Source organism: Streptomyces sp. CBMA123 (genome assembly GCF_014596465.1).
Classification (GTDB): Bacteria; Actinomycetota; Actinomycetes; order Streptomycetales; family Streptomycetaceae; genus Kitasatospora.
The window spans coordinates 24,575-40,071 of the sequence record NZ_MECK01000613.1; the positions used below are offsets into that span (position 1 = coordinate 24,575).

The 15,497-nt window shown below is 74.3% G+C and carries 13 protein-coding genes; 11 read left to right on the forward strand and 2 right to left on the reverse strand.

What is annotated here, in order from left to right:
* The first annotated feature begins 1 nt into the window (after position 1).
* The 6 genes from BG452_RS39930 (at position 2) to BG452_RS39955 (ending at position 7,188) form a co-directional block, all read left to right on the forward strand.
* Positions 2 to 1,366, forward strand: coding sequence for a cytochrome P450 (locus BG452_RS39930; RefSeq protein ID WP_188309249.1), 1,365 nt, complete (start codon positions 2 to 4; stop codon positions 1,364 to 1,366).
* Between the two features lie 417 nt (positions 1,367 to 1,783).
* Positions 1,784 to 2,632 carry an MHYT domain-containing protein gene (locus tag BG452_RS39935; protein ID WP_188309250.1) on the forward strand — a complete coding sequence of 283 codons (849 nt, stop codon included), beginning with the start codon at positions 1,784 to 1,786 and terminating at the stop codon, positions 2,630 to 2,632.
* Positions 2,633 to 2,770: 138 nt separating this feature from the next.
* Positions 2,771 to 5,596 (forward strand): nitrate- and nitrite sensing domain-containing protein, encoded by a 2,826-nt coding sequence (locus BG452_RS39940; protein WP_223243421.1) that lies wholly within the window; start codon positions 2,771 to 2,773, stop codon positions 5,594 to 5,596.
* Positions 5,593 to 6,003 carry a roadblock/LC7 domain-containing protein gene (locus tag BG452_RS39945; RefSeq protein ID WP_188309252.1) on the forward strand — a complete coding sequence of 137 codons (411 nt, stop codon included), beginning with the start codon at positions 5,593 to 5,595 and terminating at the stop codon, positions 6,001 to 6,003. The genes BG452_RS39940 and BG452_RS39945 overlap by 4 nt, the downstream gene beginning before the upstream one ends.
* A 161-nt stretch (positions 6,004 to 6,164) precedes the next feature.
* A complete protein-coding gene (locus tag BG452_RS39950; RefSeq protein ID WP_223243428.1) occupies positions 6,165 to 6,512 on the forward strand; it encodes a DUF742 domain-containing protein in 348 nt (115 codons plus the stop codon).
* Positions 6,493 to 7,188 (forward strand): GTP-binding protein, encoded by a 696-nt coding sequence (locus BG452_RS39955; protein ID WP_188309253.1) that lies wholly within the window; start codon positions 6,493 to 6,495, stop codon positions 7,186 to 7,188. The genes BG452_RS39950 and BG452_RS39955 overlap by 20 nt, the downstream gene beginning before the upstream one ends.
* A gap of 149 nt (positions 7,189 to 7,337) precedes the next feature.
* Here BG452_RS39955 and BG452_RS39960 read toward each other — a convergent pair whose 3' ends face one another.
* Entirely contained in the window at positions 7,338 to 7,709 is a 372-nt protein-coding gene (locus BG452_RS39960) for a hypothetical protein (RefSeq protein ID WP_188309254.1), read from the reverse strand.
* Between the two features lie 225 nt (positions 7,710 to 7,934).
* On the opposite strand from BG452_RS39960, the gene BG452_RS39965 reads away from it, so the two are divergent.
* Together BG452_RS39965 and BG452_RS39970 are read left to right on the forward strand one after the other, a co-directional pair.
* Positions 7,935 to 8,528 carry an RNA polymerase sigma factor gene (locus tag BG452_RS39965; RefSeq protein ID WP_223243422.1) on the forward strand — a complete coding sequence of 198 codons (594 nt, stop codon included), beginning with the start codon at positions 7,935 to 7,937 and terminating at the stop codon, positions 8,526 to 8,528.
* Between the two features lie 102 nt (positions 8,529 to 8,630).
* A complete protein-coding gene (locus BG452_RS39970) occupies positions 8,631 to 9,596 on the forward strand; it encodes a hypothetical protein (protein WP_188309255.1) in 966 nt (321 codons plus the stop codon).
* 195 nt (positions 9,597 to 9,791) lie between these two features.
* Here BG452_RS39970 and BG452_RS39975 read toward each other — a convergent pair whose 3' ends face one another.
* Positions 9,792 to 11,216, reverse strand: coding sequence for a cation:dicarboxylate symporter family transporter (locus BG452_RS39975; RefSeq protein ID WP_188309256.1), 1,425 nt, complete (start codon positions 11,214 to 11,216; stop codon positions 9,792 to 9,794).
* Between the two features lie 165 nt (positions 11,217 to 11,381).
* Here BG452_RS39975 and BG452_RS39980 point away from each other — a divergent pair, with 165 nt between their 5' ends.
* The 3 genes from BG452_RS39980 to BG452_RS39990 form a co-directional block, all read left to right on the forward strand.
* The gene (locus BG452_RS39980; RefSeq protein ID WP_188309257.1) at positions 11,382 to 13,085 is read left to right on the forward strand and encodes a sensor histidine kinase; all 1,704 of its coding nucleotides are present in this window, start codon (positions 11,382 to 11,384) and stop codon (positions 13,083 to 13,085) included.
* Entirely contained in the window at positions 13,082 to 13,831 is a 750-nt protein-coding gene (locus tag BG452_RS39985) for a response regulator (protein WP_317621448.1), read from the forward strand. The genes BG452_RS39980 and BG452_RS39985 overlap by 4 nt, the downstream gene beginning before the upstream one ends.
* Positions 13,832 to 14,070: 239 nt before the next feature.
* The coding region (locus tag BG452_RS39990; protein ID WP_188309258.1) for a diaminobutyrate--2-oxoglutarate transaminase at positions 14,071 to 15,497 on the forward strand (1,427 nt) is incomplete at its 3' end.

Here is a 15,497-nt window from a genome sequence, read left to right on the forward strand (position 1 = left end):
GATGGCCACCACAGCCGCGATACCCGGACCGGCCGGGAACCCCCTGGTCGGTTCGTTCTTCGACCTCACCCGCCGACCGCTGCGGACCTACCTCCAGGCTCGGCGCGACCACGGGGACGTGGTCCGCATCGTCGCCGGGCCGCCCGGGCTGCGCGTCGAGTTCTACGGGGTGTTCTCGCCCTCGGGCGTCCACCAGGTGCTCGGCAGCGAGGCGGCGAACTTCCGCAAGGAGAACAACTTCTACGACGAACTGCGGACCAGTGTCGGCAACGGGCTGTTGACCAGTCAGGACGAGGTCTACCAGCGCCAGCGGCGGCTGATCCAGCCGCTGTTCACCCGGCGCCGGGTGGACGGCTACGCCGACGCGCTCGCCCAGGAGGCGCAGGCGCTCACCGAGCGTTGGCGGGGGGTGCCGGGCGGGGTGGTGGACGCGGCGGAGGAGATGTCGCGGTTCGCGCTGCGCGCCGTCGCCCGGATCCTCTTCGGCGCCGACGTCGAGGAGGCGGTGGAGGTGGTGAACCACAACTTCCCGGTGCTCGGCGAGTACGTCAAGGAACGCGGCTTCGCGCCAGTCCGCCTCCCGCGCACCTGGCCGACGCCGGGCAACCGGCGCGGCCTCGCGGCGCGGCGGGCGCTGTACGAGGTCTGCGACCGGATCATCGCCGAGCGGGCCGCGCGCGGGGACGGCGACGACGGGGCGGACGACCTGCTCACCCTGCTCGGGAAGGCGCGCGGCGTGGACGGCGAGCGGCTGGATCCGGTCGAACTCCGGGACCAGGTCCTGGTGTTCCTGCTCGCCGGGCACGAGACCACGGCCACCTCGCTGGCCTTCGCGCTGCATCTGCTGGCCAAGCACCCGGAGCAGCGCACGCTTGCCCAGGAGGAGGCGCGCACGGTCCTGGCCGGGCGGGCGCCGACGGCGGCGGACCTGGAACGGCTGCCGTACCTCACCCGGGTGATCAAGGAGGCGATGCGGCTCTTCCCGGCGGCGGCGCTGACCGGGCGGCGGGCGGTCGAGGAGACGGTCATCGACGGGTACGTCATCCCGGCGGGGGCACAGGTCATCGTCGCGCCGCTGGTCACCCACCGGCACCCGGACCACTGGGTGGAGCCGGAGCGCTTCGACCCGGACCGGTTCCTGCCGGAGGAGGAGAAGGCGCGGCACCGGTACGCCTGGTTCCCGTTCGGCGGCGGACCGCGGGCCTGCATCGGGCAGCACTTCTCGATGCTGGAGTCGGTGCTGACCCTCGGGGTGCTGCTGCGGGACTTCGAGGTGGAGGTGGTGGACCGGCGGGTGGCGCTCGCGCAGGCGATCACGCTTCGGGCGGCGACTGCGATGCGGGTGCGGGTGACGCCCGTCGGGTGACGGGCGGGGCCCATCGCCCATCGGGCGGCAGCTGGCAGCTGGCGGCTGACGAGGTTCGGCTTTCAGTGTTCAACTTTCAGCGGACAGATGACAGATTTCGAAATCTGTTATCTGTCCGCTGTTTGTTGTTCGCTGTTTGTGTCTGCTGTTCGGCGTCCGTCGTTCGGCGGGCACGGTCCGCCGACGGCCGGGCCGCTGGGCACAGGACCGGGTCATTCGAACACACCGCCCCCGGCGCGCGGGCAGCTTTTCGGATCTTCGCCTGGCCGATTCCAGCCACTCGATAGCGTCCCACGCACCCCAGGTCGAAAGCGCACATGCGACAGGCATATGCCCGTCGGATGCAGTCCGCCCGGCCGGGGGTGCCCGGGGGCACCGTCCACCCGCCCCGGGCCCGACCGGTCGACCGGAGGTCCCATGGGCGCCCTCAACCAGTTCAGCTTCGGCTGGCTGACACCCGTCGTCTCGTACGCGATGGCCTGTGCCGGCGCCGCCCTCGGGCTCCGCTGCACCCTGCGCGGTCTGGCCGCCACCGGCACCGCCCGCCGGAACTGGCTGCTCACCGCCGCCGCCGCGATCGGCTCCGGCATCTGGACCATGCACTTCGTCGCCATGTTCGGCTTCGCCGTCGACGGCACCGAACTGCGCTACAACGTGCCGCTGACGGTGCTCAGTCTGCTGGTCGCGGTGCTGGTCACCGGCCTCGGCCTGACCGTGGTCTGCTACGGCCGGCACCGCGGCCTCGCCCTGCTGGGCGGCGGCTGCACCACCGGCGTCGGCGTCGCCGCGATGCACTACCTCGGCATGGCCGCCGTCCGCATGCACGGCGGGCTGCGCTACGACGGCGGGACGGTCGCGCTGTCCGTGCTGGTCGCGGTGGGCGCTGCCACCGCCGCGCTCTGGGCCGCCGTCACCATCCGCAACGTGTACGCGGCGGCGGGCGCCTCACTGGCCATGGGCCTCGCCGTCAGCTGCATGCACTACACCGGCATGGCCGCCGTCCACGTCCAGCTGGAGCCCGGCCGGACCGGCCTGGGCGGGGTCAGCCCGATGGACTTCGTCTTCCCGCTCGCGGTGGGCCTCGGCTCGTTCCTCTTCCTCGCGTCCGCCTTCGTCGCGCTCTCCCCGGCGGCCCAGGACCGGGCCGGTCGGTCGGGGGTGGCGGAGCTGGGGATCGAGGAGTTCCCCGAGCCGGCCGTCCAGCCAGGGGTCGAGCAGGTGGACCCCGGGCTCCCCGAGCGGTACGGCCACGACCGCGTGGCCTGAGCCCCGTCGAGCCCGCACCCGTCTGAGCCCCCGTTCAGCCCGAGGCCCGTTCAGCCCGAGGCCCGTCCAGTCCGAGCGCCGTCCACTCCGGGCCCCGTCCGGCCCATGACCGTCCCCCGCCCGAAAGGCCGCCCACCCATGCGAGAAGACCGCGGTACCGCCCCCGGCGCCCGCCGGGGTGCCCATGCCGGGCCGCCCGCCCGTCCGCCGCTGCCCGGCCCCTGGCTGCGCGGGCTGCGCCCCCGGACCGTCCGTGCCCGGATCATCGCCCTGCTGATGGTCCCGGTGGTCTCCGTGATCGCCCTGTGGGGATTCGCCACCGTGACCACCGCCCAGGGCGTCTGGGACCTGCTGCGCCTGCGCGACACCCAGCGCAGCCTGCTCGCCCCCGTCGCCGACACGGTCGCCGGCCTGCAGGCCGAACGCGCCGCCGCCGGACAGCTGTTGGCCGGTCCGGGGCTCGTCCCGGGGACCGTTCCCGCCGCCGGGCGGGAGAGTGCCCTGCGCGAGGCCGCCGCGGCCACCGACCGGGCGATCGCCCCGCTGTTCCCCGACCCTCGCCACCCCGGCCAGGGCTACAACCGCGCCGACGCTCAGGGGTTGGGAGCCGACGCGGCCGCCCGCCTGGACGCCCTCGGTGCCTCGCTCGCCGCCCTGCCCGAACTGCGCGGCCGGGTGCTGACCCGGAGCGTGGGCTGGCCCGAGGTGTACGCCGCCTACGGCGCCGCTGTGGACCAGGCGTTGGCGGTCTCCGGCGCCGCCGCCCCGCTCCAGGACGGCCGGGCCGGAGTCGACGCCCGGGTGCCGCCGGAGCTGGACCGCTCCCGTGAACTCCTCGCCCGGGAGGACGCGTTGCTGCGCGCCGCCCAGCTCTCCGGCGGCCTCGGCGACGACCAGCTGCGCGAGTTCGCCGGTACGGCCTTCGCCCGGCGCGAGTTCGAGCAGGGCGCGGCCGCCGACCTGCGCCCCGCCGACCGGGGCGCGCTGCTCGCCGTCACCGACGGGGCCGACCACCGGGAGCTGACCGGCTACGAGGACAAGGTCCGTACCGCCGTCGACGGCCGGGCCGCCGTCGCCGCGGTGCCGGCCGACCGGTGGGCGATGGTGGCCGGGAACGTCGCCGACGGGCTGCGCGGCGTCGAGGGCCAGGCCGGTCGCCTTGCCGCCGGGCCCCAGAACCCCTACGCCCTGGGCCTGTTCACCCCGGCCGGGATCGCCGTGCTGCTCGGGCTGCTCGGGGTGGTCGCCTCGCTGGTGATCTCGGCGCGGATCGGGCGCGCACTGGTCACCGAGCTGACCGGCCTGCGCAACTCGGCACTTGACCTGGCCGGTCGCAAACTCCCCGCCACGATCAGGAAGTTGCGCGCCGGGGAGGAGGTGGACATCGAGACCGAGGCACCCCGGCCGACGGGCCGCGACGACGAGATCGGTCAAGTCCACCGGGCGCTCGGCACCGTACAGCGGGCGGCCGTCACGGCGGCGGTGGAACGGGCCGAGGTGCTGTCCGGGGTGTCCGGGGTGTTCGTCAACCTCGCGCGCCGCAGCCAGGTCCTGGTGCACCGCCAACTCACCCTGCTGGACGCGATGGAGCGCCGCACCGAGGACCCGTCCGAGCTGGCCGACCTGTTCCGGCTGGACCACCTCACCACCCGGATGCGCCGCCACGCCGAGGGCCTGATCATCCTCTCCGGCGCCGTCCCCGGTCGGGCCTGGCGTCGGCCCGTCCCGCTGGTGGACGTGGTGCGGGCGGCCGTCTCGGAGGTCGAGGAGTACGCCCGGGTCGAGGTGCACCCGCTGCCGCGCGCCGCTGTCGTCGGCCATGCCGTCGCCGACCTCACCCACCTGGTGGCCGAACTGGTCGAGAACGCCACCGGGTTCTCCCCGCCGCACACCAGGGTGCACATCCGTGGTGAACAGGTCGGCAACGGCTACGCGGTGGAGATCGAGGACCGCGGCCTCGGCATGGGCCCGGCCGCCCTGGCCGCCGCCAACCGACGGATCGCCGCCGCCGAACAGGCCGACCTGTTCGACAGCGACCGGCTCGGCCTGTTCGTGGTCAGCCGGCTCGCCCGGCGGCACGGCGTCCGGGTCTCGCTGGTGACCTCCGCGTACGGCGGCACCACCGCCGTGGTCCTGCTGCCCACCGGGCTGCTGTCCGACGGACGGGAGGGGTACGGGCAGGACGCCTATGCCGTACCGGAGTTGGACGTCGTGCCGGTTCCGGACGGTACGGACCTGGCCCCCGAGCCGGATCCCGTGTGGTGGCCGCAGCCCGCGCCGGTGTGGGCGCCGGCCCCGGCCTTCCCGGGCGGTGGGGTGACGGAGATCGAGCTTCCGGCGGCGGGTGGGCCGCCGCCGGAGGGCGGGGCGCTGCTGCCCTTCGGCACCCGGGGCGGCGACCCCGGGCCGGTGCGGCGCACCCCCGTCCGGGCCTCCGGTGCCCGGACGGCCGGACCGGCTGCGGACGGGGGCCCGGGTGCCGCCTCCCGTCCGCAGCCTGGTCCGCCGCAGCCGTACCGTACGGCGAGCGCGCCGCCGCCGGAGGAGCGGCAAGTCCCCGACTGCCCTGAGGAGTTGCCGCGCCGGGTGCGCCAGGCGAGCCTGGTGCCGCAACTGCGGGAGACCCCGGCCGGCGCCGCCCCGCGCAGCCGCCGCGCGGCCCTCGGCGGGGAAGGCGCGGAGCCCGCGATCCGCAGTCCGGAGGCGGCGCGGGCGGCGATGTCGGCCTTCCAGAACGGCTGGGCGCGCGGCCTGCGCTCCGGTCGGTGGCCCGAGGAGCCATCGGCCGACGCCGGCCGCAGCCGGCCCCGGCCCCGGTCGCCGCACCAGCACCTGTCGGCACCCGGGCCCGACGCCCGACCCGACGTACGACCCGACGTACGAACCGAAGAGCGGCTCGAGGAACGGCTCGAAGAGCGACTCGTAGAGCGACTCGACACCCGACCCGAAGGAGACCGGCCGTGATCGGCACCACCCACCGCACGGGGGAACTGAACTGGCTCCTCGACGAGTTGGTCCAGCGCGCCCCCGAGGTCCGCTTCGCCGTGATGCTCTCCGCCGACGGCCTGGCCATGGGCAGCTCGGCCGGTCTGGCCCGCGAGGACGGCGAGCACCTGGCCGCCGTCGCCTCCGGCTTCCACAGCCTCGCCAAGGGCGCCGGACGACATTTCGGCGCGGGTGAAGTCCGGCAGACCATGGTCGAGTTGGAGGGCGGCTACCTGCTGGTGGCGGCGGCCGGGGAGGGCACCTGCCTGGCCGTGTTCGCCACTGCCAGGGCCGATCTCGGGCTGGTCGCCTACGAGATGGCGAGACTGGTCCGCCGGGTCGGCGAGCACCTGGGCGCCCCGCCCCGCGCGGTGCACGGCGGGTGAGTACGGTGACCCACCCGGACCGCCCGGACCAGGCGGAGCACGCGTTCCACCCGTACCACCAGCGACATCCGGAGCATCCCCGGGCCGATCCCGGCCGACCGCCCCGCAACCCGCTCGCCGCCGCCCACCGGGCCCGCTGGTATGACGACGAGGCCGGGCCGCTGGTCCGCCCGTACGCCATGACCGGGGGCCGGACCGGGGCCGGTGAGCAGCAGTTCGACCTGATCGCCGTGGTCGTGTCCGACCTGCCCGACCCGGCGCTCGCCCCGGACCTGCCCGAGCCGCCGGTCGGCCCCGAGCAGGCGCGCATCCTCGGCCTGTGCCGGAGCAACCCGCTGTCGGTGGCCGAGCTCGCCGCCGACCTCGACCTGCCGGTGGGCGTCGTGCGGGTGCTGCTCGGCGATCTGCTGGCGGCCGGGCTCATCCGGGTCAGCCGCCCCGTCCCGCCCGCCCTGCTCCCCGACGAGCGCATCCTCCAGGAGGTCATCCATGGGCTCCGCGCACTCTGACCACCCGTCCGAGCGGCACCCGTCCGAGCGGCATCCGTTCGACCGCCGGCCATCCGACCGTTGGCCGTCCGACACGGTGGACCCGGGGGACTCCGTGCTCGCGCTCAAGATCCTGGTCGCGGGCGGCTTCGGGGTCGGAAAGACGACGCTGGTCGGCGCGGTCAGCGAGATCCGGCCGCTGCGCACCGAGGAGCGGCTGACCGAGGCCGGGCGCGGGGTCGACGACCTGGGCGGGGTGGAGCGCAAGACCACCACGACGGTGGCGATGGACTTCGGCCGGATCACCATCCGCGAGGGGCTGGCCGTCTACCTGTTCGGCACTCCGGGGCAGGACCGGTTCTGGTTCCTCTGGGACGAGCTGGCGCAGGGAGCGCTCGGTGCGGTGGTGCTCGCCGACACCCGCCGGTTGACCGACTGCTTCCCGGCCGTCGACTTCTTCGAGCACCGGGGCATCCCCTTCGTCGTCGCGGTGAACCGCTTCGCCGGGACGCGCGAGTACGGCCCGGAGGAGGTCGCCCGCGCGCTGGACCTGGACTCCGGCACGCCGGTGGTGCTCTGCGACGCCCGGCGGCGTGCCTCCGGCAAGGAGGTGCTGATCAACCTGGTCGAACACGCGGGCCGGGTGCACGCTGCCCGACTGCTGGCGGAGGTCTCGCCGGTGACGGCCGGCGGCTGACGGATGACGGCGGGCAGATGACGGCGACCAGATGACAGAGAACAGATGACAGAAAACAGATGACAGAAAACAGATGACAGCTGACGGAAAACAGATTTCGAAATCCGTCAGCTGTCAGCCGTCATCCGTTCCCCGCGGCCGCTACCTGCTCAGCTGTGCCACTGGAACACGACCTTCGTCCAGGTCGACCCGGGACAGTTGCCCCAGACGTCCCACGCCTCCGGCCGGGCGCCGATCCACAGGCCGACGGACGAGGTGCCGTTGGCGCAGTAGGTGATGGTGCGCAGCTGGCCGGAGTACACGTTGCAGTACCCCTCCCAGCGCCAGCCGTAGTTGGCGGTGATGACGCAGTGGTAGCCGGTGGCGTTGACGTGCGGCGAGGCCGCGGCCGCGCCGGGGGTGATGGTCTGGTCGGCGGCCGGCGCCGCGGCGGCCGGCAGGGTGGCGGTCCCGAGCACGCCCAGAGCGGCCGCGCCGGCCATTCCGAACGTCGCGATCTTCCTGGCGATACAGCCTCGCATGGTGGTTCTCCTCGCTCAGCGGTTCCCATCGGGTGGAGTGCCCCGGCCGGCGGGGTGGTGCGGAGGTGAACTCCCGCCTCCCGTCCGGTCGATGACGAATTGCACACGAATGACTGCGTAGCGTGAGAGGACGGCCTATGATGTGACCTGTGTCACAACATGTCCGGTGGGGCTGGGGTCAGCTCCAACTGGGCGGTCGGGATCCCGATTTCCGGGGAGAGCGGCATGGCGGAATGCAGCGGACGGTACGCGGGCGGGCGGCGGAAGGACTTCGGTCCGGAGCCGTCCGAAGGCCAATCCGCCGACTTCAACCGGATGTTCACCGAACTGCTGCCGAGGCTCCAGCAGGCGGCCACGATGCTCGCCGGGAGCCCGCTGGCCGCCGGTGACGTCGTCCACGACGCGTACCTGCGGATCGCCCGCCGCCCGGAGCGCTTCCTCAGCCACCCGCAGCCGTACGCCTACGTGTTCACCACGATGACGAACATCCTGCGCGACCAGTGGCGCCGGGAGCGACGCCGGGTGGCCCTGCCCGAGGTGGGGGAGCCGGCCGAGACGGCGGGGTACGGCCACTCGGCGCTCGAACCGCCGTCCGGCGGGATGGCCGAGCTGCAGGCGCGCTGGGAGGTGGTCCGGCTGCTCGGCTTCCTGACCGCCAAGCAGGCCCGGGTGGTGGTGCTGGTGGACCTCGACGGCTACTCCGTCGACGAGGCCGCCGAACTGCTCGGCCTGCACCGCAGCACGCTGGCCGTCACCCGCCGCCGCGCCCACCGCCGACTGCGCGCCGTCCTGGAGCGGGAGCGCCGGCACGACCCCTGACGACCCGGGGGCCGGAAGGCCACCGAGCCGACGTACCGAGCCGACGCACCGAGCCGACGGCAAGTCGGCTGATGCGCCACCCCGGCCCGTACGCTGCGAATCGTGATCACGTACGAGGACCACAGCGTCCGCGCCCTGGCCGAGGACGGCCGCTGGCCCGAGCTGCTCGCCGCCTACCGGCAGGGCCGGGCCGCCGCCGTCGTGCAGGGCGGGGAGCAGGCCGCGGTGGCCCTGACCGCGCCGCTCGGCCACCTGATCGCCTATGCGGCGCCGCCCGAACTGGCCGTCCGGCTGTTCGACGCGGACGGTGGCGAGGGGACGGTCGCCGGGGTGGGCGACCACGACGCCGGTCCGCTCTGGGAGGTGCTGGCGACCCGCCACTCCTGGCTGCGACTGGCCCCGCTGCTCGGTCCGGCCCGGGTGCGCCGGTTGGTCGCGCACACCCGGGTGCTGCTCGGTGAGGACCTCTCCTACGGGACCGAGCCCGACCCTGAGGGCGTGCCGCTGCGCCTGGAGCCCTGGGAGAAGGCGGGCTGGGACGAGGCCGCACGGGTGCGCGAGTACCTGCCCGGCGGGGGAGCGCGCAGCGCGGTGCTGACCCTGCCGGCCAGCCGCGAGGGCCTGGGCGAGGTCGACCTGCCCCGGTCGGTGGCCCGGCCGGGCGGGCAGCGGGTCACCCGGGGGCTGGGTGAGCTGGCCGCGCTGGTGCCCTGGGCGGAGGTGGTGTGCGTGCGCGGCCCGGCCCCGCTGGCGGCCGCCGTGCTGGCCCGGGGCCGACGGGTGGTCGGCGGGTTCCTGCCGTTCGCGCTCGCCTACCCGGCGCTGGTGCAGGCCGCCGCGGTGGGCCGGACGCACGGCTGCGCACACGGGCGGCTGCGGCTCTGGCGGGCGCTGGGCGCGATGGCCGGTGCGGACGGGCCCGGCCACGCCGAGGTGGACGCGCTGGTGGCCCGGATGCGCTGCTTCACCTGGCAGGAGCCGGCCGCCGGGCTGCGCCATCTGCACCTCGCGCTGGAGGATCCGGCCAGCGGGGTGGCCTGGGCGGTCAGCGGCTCGCAGGACTTCTGAGCGGGACTTTCTGAGCGGGATCTCTGAGCGGGATCTCTGAGCGGGACTTCTGGGCGGGACTTCTGGACGGAGTGCCGTCGTCGGGCCGGGCAACAGGGCGGCCGTCGGTGGTGGTGGAACAGGGGAACCCCCGGCCCGGCGCCGTTTCCGGGGGATGGTGTGAGGCGCCGGACCGGGGGCGTACGGGGTGGCCGCTCAGATCGTGGTGGCCCCGGCTCCGGCTCCGGCTCCGGCTCCGGCGGGCACGGTCTCCGGCGCGGGGCCCGTGGCACCCGAGGTGCCTGAGGCACCGGCGCCGCCGTGGCTGTCGACCAGCGTCAGCTCGTCGAAGGGCAGCTCGCCGCCCAGCACCCGGTGGGCGCGTTCGGCGTCCAGTTCGCCGGTCCAGTGCCCGATCAGCACGGTCGCGACGGCGTTGCCTGCGAAGTTGGTGAGCGCCCGGGCCTCCGACATGAAGCGGTCGATGCCGACGATCAGCCCGACCCCGTCCACCAGCGCCGGCTTGTGCGACTGCAGTCCGCCCGCGAGGGTGGCCAGTCCGGCGCCGGTGACCCCGGCGGCGCCCTTGCTCGCGATCACCATGAACACCAGCAGTGAGAGCTGTTCGCCGATCGACATCGGCTTGTCCATCGCCTCGGAGATGAAGATCGAGGACATGGTGAGGTAGATCGCGGTGCCGTCGAGGTTGAAGCTGTAGCCGGTCGGCACGGTGATGCCGACGACCGGGCGGCTGACGCCCAGGTGCTCCATCTTGGCGATCAGGCGGGGCAGCGCGCTCTCGGAGGAGGAGGTGGAGAGGATCAGCAGGAACTCGCGCCCGAGGTACTTGAGCAGGGCGAACACGTTGACCCCGGCGACCAGGCGGAGCAGCGCGCCGAGCACCACGACGACGAACAGCACGCAGGTCACGTAGAAGCCGATCATGATCACGGCGAGGCTCTTCAGTGCGTCGACGCCGGTCGCCCCGACCACGGCGGCCATCGCCCCGAAGGCTCCGACCGGCGCCACCCACATGATCATCGACATGATCCGGAAGACCAGCCGCTGGAGGTGTTCGATCCCGCGCAGCACCGGGGCGCCGGCCGCCCCCATCGCCTGGAGGGCGAAGCCGGCCAGCAGTGCGACCAGCAGGGTCTGCAGCACCTTGCCCTGGGTGAGGGCCGAGAACAGGGTGTCGGGGATCATCCCGAGCAGGAAGTCGCTGGTCGACTGGGCGCCGCCGGCCGCCGCCTGGGCGTGGCCGGACTTGGCGAGGGCGGCGGTCAGGTGGAGGCCGTCACCCGGTTCCAGCAGGTTGCCGACGACCATGCCGATGGCCAGGGCGACGGTCGACATGGCGAGGAAGTAGCCGATGGCGAGGCCGCCGACCTTGCCGACCTTCGCGGCCTTGGTGACCGAGCCGATGCCCAGCACGATGGTGCAGAAGATCACCGGGCTGATCATCATCTTGATCAGGTTGACGAACCCGGTGCCGACCGGCTTCAGCTCCACGGCGAAGCCGGGGGCGGCCAGCCCGACCACCACGCCCGCGACCACTGCGGCGATCACCGCGAGGTAGAGGTAGTGGGTCCGGTCCTTGCGTCTGGGTCCCCCCGCCGTGGCGGTCTCGGCGATCGACATCTGCGGCTCCTTTGCCCTGCAGTCCTGGTGGCCCCGGGTGGTGGGCCGCTCCGAACTATGGGGGCCAGGCGTGACGGAGGTCACGTTTGCGTTCATAGAGTTCACGGCGGGCGGGAACCGTCCGGCCGCCGGGGGCGTCCGGGGCCGTGGTGCACACTGGCAGGCATGTCCGTGAGCACCTCCCCCACCCGCTCGCGTCGCCGGTGGTTCCCCCTGCCGCGCCGGCTGGTCCGCAGCCTGGCCGGGCAGCTGTTCGTCGTCCAGGTGGTCATCGTCGCCGCCGTGGTCGCGGGCGGCGCGGTGCTCGCGTACCTGTTCACCGCCGAGCGCACCGAGGACGCGGCCCGCAACGAGGTCACCTCGATCGCCCACGCCGTCGCCGACTCGCCCGCGGTGCGCTCCGCCGTCGGCGGGCCCGACCCGACCGCGGTGCTCCAGCCGTACGTCGAGCAGGTGCGCCAGGACACCGGGGTCTCCTTCATCACCGTCATGGACACCGACGGGGTGCGCTGGACCCACCCGCTGCCCGAGCAGATCGGCAAGCGCTACCTCGGGCACATCGACTGGGCGCTGGCCGGCCAGACCCGCAGCGAGACGTACACCGGCACGCTCGGCCCGTCCGTGCGGGTGGTCACTCCGGTGCTGGACGACCAGCACCGGGTGGTCGCGCTGGTGAGCGTCGGGCTGACGCTGGAGTCGATCTCCGCCCAGCTGAGCGGGCCGCTGCTCGCCCTGGTCGGGGTCGCGGTGGCCGCCCTCGCGCTCGGCGGGGTGGGCACCTATCTGGCCAACTCCCGGCTTCGGCGGCACACCCACGGCATGGGGCCGGACGAACTCAGCCACCTCTACGAGTACCACCAGGCGACCCTGCGCTCGGTGCGGGAGGGGCTGATCCTGCTCGACCGCGCGCACCGGGTGGTGCTCTGCAACGACGCGGCCCGCGAACTGCTCGGGCTGGAAGGCGAGTTGGACGGGCTCCCGGTGGCGGAGCTGGGGCTGCCGGAGGCGCTGGTGACCGCGGTGCTCGGCGAGGAGCCGGTGCGGGACGAGGTGCACCTGACCGCCGAGCGGGTCGTGGTGCTCAACACCTCCACCATCGGCACCGGCCTCGGCCGGGTGGTGACCCTCCGCGACCACACCGAACTGCAGTCGCTGAGCGGTGAGTTGGACTCCGTACGCGGCTTCACCGAGGCGCTCGGAGCGCAGGCGCACGAGGCCGCCAACCGGCTGCACGCGGTGGTCTCGCTGATCGAACTCGGTCGCCACGAACAGGCGGTGGAGTTCGCCACCGCCGAACTCGCGCTCGCCCAGCAGCTCACCGACCGGGTGGTCGCGGCGGTCGGCGAGCCGGTGCTCGCCGCGCTGCTGCTCGGCAAGGCGGCCCAGGCGGCCGAGCGGGGCGTGGAGTTGACCCTCACCGAGGACAGCCGGATCGACGACGGAGTGCTCCCGCCCGGACTCTCCGCCCGGGACCTGATCACCGTCCTCGGCAACCTGATCGACAACGCGGTGGACGCCGCGATCTCAGGGGCCGCCCGGAGCCCGGACGCGCCGGAGGTCACCGTCACGGCCCGGATCGACACGGGTGGCGAGGCCGACGGCGCGGCTGCCTGCCTGCTGCTGCGGGTCGCCGACACCGGTGCGGGCATCGACCCGGCCGCCGTCGAGGACGTGTTCCGGCGCGGCTGGAGCACCAAGCAGGACGGCCGCGGGCACGGCCTCGGGCTGGCGCTGGTCGCCCAGGCCGCCCGGCGCAACGGCGGCACCGTCGAGGTCGGGCGCGACCGCGGCGCGGTGCTCACCGTACGGCTGCCGCTGGCCGGTGGCCGGGTCGTCGGCTCCGGCGAGCGCGAAGGGGTCCCGGCGTGACCGGCGTGACCGGCGTGACCGGCGGCGTCGGCGGAGCGGCGGGAGCGGGCGGCGGGATCTCCGTCCTGGTCGTGGAGGACGACCCGGTGGCCGCGGCCGCGCACACCCTGTACGTCGAGCGCGAGCCCGGCTTCCGTGCCGCCGGCACCGTGCACAGCTGCGCCGACGCGCTGCGCTTCCTGGAGCGGGCGCGCGCCGCCGGGACGCCCGTCGATCTCACCCTGCTCGACCTCTACCTGCCGGACGGCCACGGCCTCCAGCTCTGCCGCACCCTGCGCGCCGCCGGACACGGCACCGACGTCATCGCGGTCACCTCGGCCCGCGACCTCGCGATGGTGCGCCAGGCGGTCTCGGCGGGGGTCGTGCAGTACCTGCTGAAACCGTTCAGCGCGGCGGCCCTGCACGACCGGCTGGAGCGCTACGCCCGCTACCGCGACAGCCTCGGGCGCACCGGCGAGGCCATCGGCCAGGACGAGGTCGACCAGGCGTTCGCCCTGCTTCGCACGCCCGAGCGCAGCTCGCTGCCCAAGGGGCTGAGCGCGCCCACCCTGGACGCCGTGGCCTCGGTGCTGCGCGAGGCCGCGACCGGACTGTCGGCGGCCGCGGCCGGTGCCGCCGCCGGGGTGTCCCGGATCACCGCGCGGCGCTACCTCGAGCACCTGGTGGACACCGGGCGGGCGGTGCGCGAGCCGCAGTACGGGAGCGTCGGGCGGCCGGAACTCTGCTACCGGTGGAAGGGGCGGTGAGGCCCCGGGCCGGTCGAGGGTGGGCGGATCCGGTCAGGTGCGACTGATTCCAGCCGGATTCGGGTGGGTTGGGCCGGGGGCGTGACGGTCCGGCGCGTCGCTCGTTGGGCCGATCGGGGGCGGCGTACGCGATACCGGGGGAGGTTCACTCACTCGGGTGGTTCTCGGTGCCCCCGAGGCGTCCCGCCAGGTCAAGGGCGGTAAAGTTAGGCTTACCTAATTTCTTCTGGGGGTTCGCATTGTCGCTCGCCGCCGTACCCGCCCAGGCCGATTCCGGGGCCGCCGGGGCCCCGCCCTCCGGTGAGGCCATCCTGCGCCGCCAGCGCGTCCGCGAGTCCGCCGCCCGGACGTACGCCCGCTCCTTCCCCATCGTCCCGGTCCGGGCCCACGGCATGACCGTCGAGGGCGCCGACGGCCGCCGCTACCTGGACTGCCTCTCCGGCGCCGGAACGCTCGCCCTCGGACACAACCACCCCGTCGTGCTGCAGGCGATCCGCCGCACCCTCGACAGCGGCGCCCCACTGCACCTGCTCGACCTCGCCACCGCCGAGAAGGACGACTTCACCAGCGCGCTGTTCGAGAGCCTGCCCGCCGAGTTCGCCGCCCGCGCCCGGGTGCACTTCTGCGGACCGGCCGGGACGGACGCCGTCGAGGCCGCCCTCAAACTGATGCAGACCGCCACCGGGCGCCGCGGCGCACTCGCCTTCACCGGCGCGTACCACGGCATGACGGCCGGCGCCCTCGCGCTCACCGGCAGCGTCGCCGTCAAGGAACCGCTGCCCAGCGGCGGCGAGGTGGTCCGGCTGCCCTACCCGTACGGCTACCGCTGCCCGTTCGGGGTCGGCGGCGAGGCGGGCGCCGACCTCGGCGTGACCTACGTGGAACGGCTGCTGGACGACCCCTCGGGCGGGGTGGTACCGCCCGCCGCGATGATCCTGGAGGCCGTCCAGGGCGAGGGCGGGGTCGTCCCCGCGCCCGACGGCTGGCTGCGCGAGATGCGCCGGATCACCGCCGAACGCGGCATCCCGCTGATCGTCGACGAGGTGCAGACCGGCGTCGGACGCACCGGCGCGATGTGGGCCGTCGAGCACAGCGGCATCGTCCCGGACGCCATGGTGCTCTCCAAGGCCATCGGCGGCAGCCTGCCGCTCGCCGTGGTCGTCTACCGCGAGGACTACGACGGCTGGCGGCCCGGCGCCCACACCGGCACCTTCCGCGGCAACACCCTCGCCATGGCCGCCGGTGCCGCCACGCTGCGGTACGTCGCCGCGCACGGGCTGGCCGAGCGGGCGGCCGTGGCGGGCACCCGGATGACCGACCGGCTGCGGGAACTCGCCGCCGAACTGCCCGCCATCGGCGACGTGCGCGGGCGCGGACTGATGATCGGCGTCGAACTGGTCGACCCGACCGCCGAACCCGACGCCTGCGGCGCCCGGCCGGCCGATCCGGCGCTCGCCGTACGGGTCCGGGAGGCGTGCCTGGAGCGCGGGCTGATCGTCGAACTCGGCGGGCGGCACGACGCGGTGCTGCGGCTGCTGCCGCCGCTCACCATCACCGACGAGCAGGTCGCCGCCGTGCTGGAGCGGCTGGCGGAGGCGATCGCGGCGGCGTCGGCCGGGACCTCGGCCTCGGCCGGGACCTCCGCCTCGGCCGGGACCTCCGCGTC

Coding starts and splice junctions, on each gene's coding strand:
- BG452_RS39955 (WP_188309253.1), top strand. CDS start 6,493: ATGGGCTCCGCGCACTCTGACCACCCGTCCGAGCGGCACCCGTCCGAG.
- BG452_RS39975 (WP_188309256.1), bottom strand. CDS start 11,216: ATGTCGATCGCCGAGACCGCCACGGCGGGGGGACCCAGACGCAAGGAC.
- BG452_RS39930 (WP_188309249.1), top strand. CDS start 2: ATGGCCACCACAGCCGCGATACCCGGACCGGCCGGGAACCCCCTGGTC.
- BG452_RS39935 (WP_188309250.1), top strand. CDS start 1,784: ATGGGCGCCCTCAACCAGTTCAGCTTCGGCTGGCTGACACCCGTCGTC.
- BG452_RS39980 (WP_188309257.1), top strand. CDS start 11,382: ATGTCCGTGAGCACCTCCCCCACCCGCTCGCGTCGCCGGTGGTTCCCC.
- BG452_RS39965 (WP_223243422.1), top strand. CDS start 7,935: ATGGCGGAATGCAGCGGACGGTACGCGGGCGGGCGGCGGAAGGACTTC.
- BG452_RS39960 (WP_188309254.1), bottom strand. CDS start 7,709: ATGCGAGGCTGTATCGCCAGGAAGATCGCGACGTTCGGAATGGCCGGC.
- BG452_RS39940 (WP_223243421.1), top strand. CDS start 2,771: ATGCGAGAAGACCGCGGTACCGCCCCCGGCGCCCGCCGGGGTGCCCAT.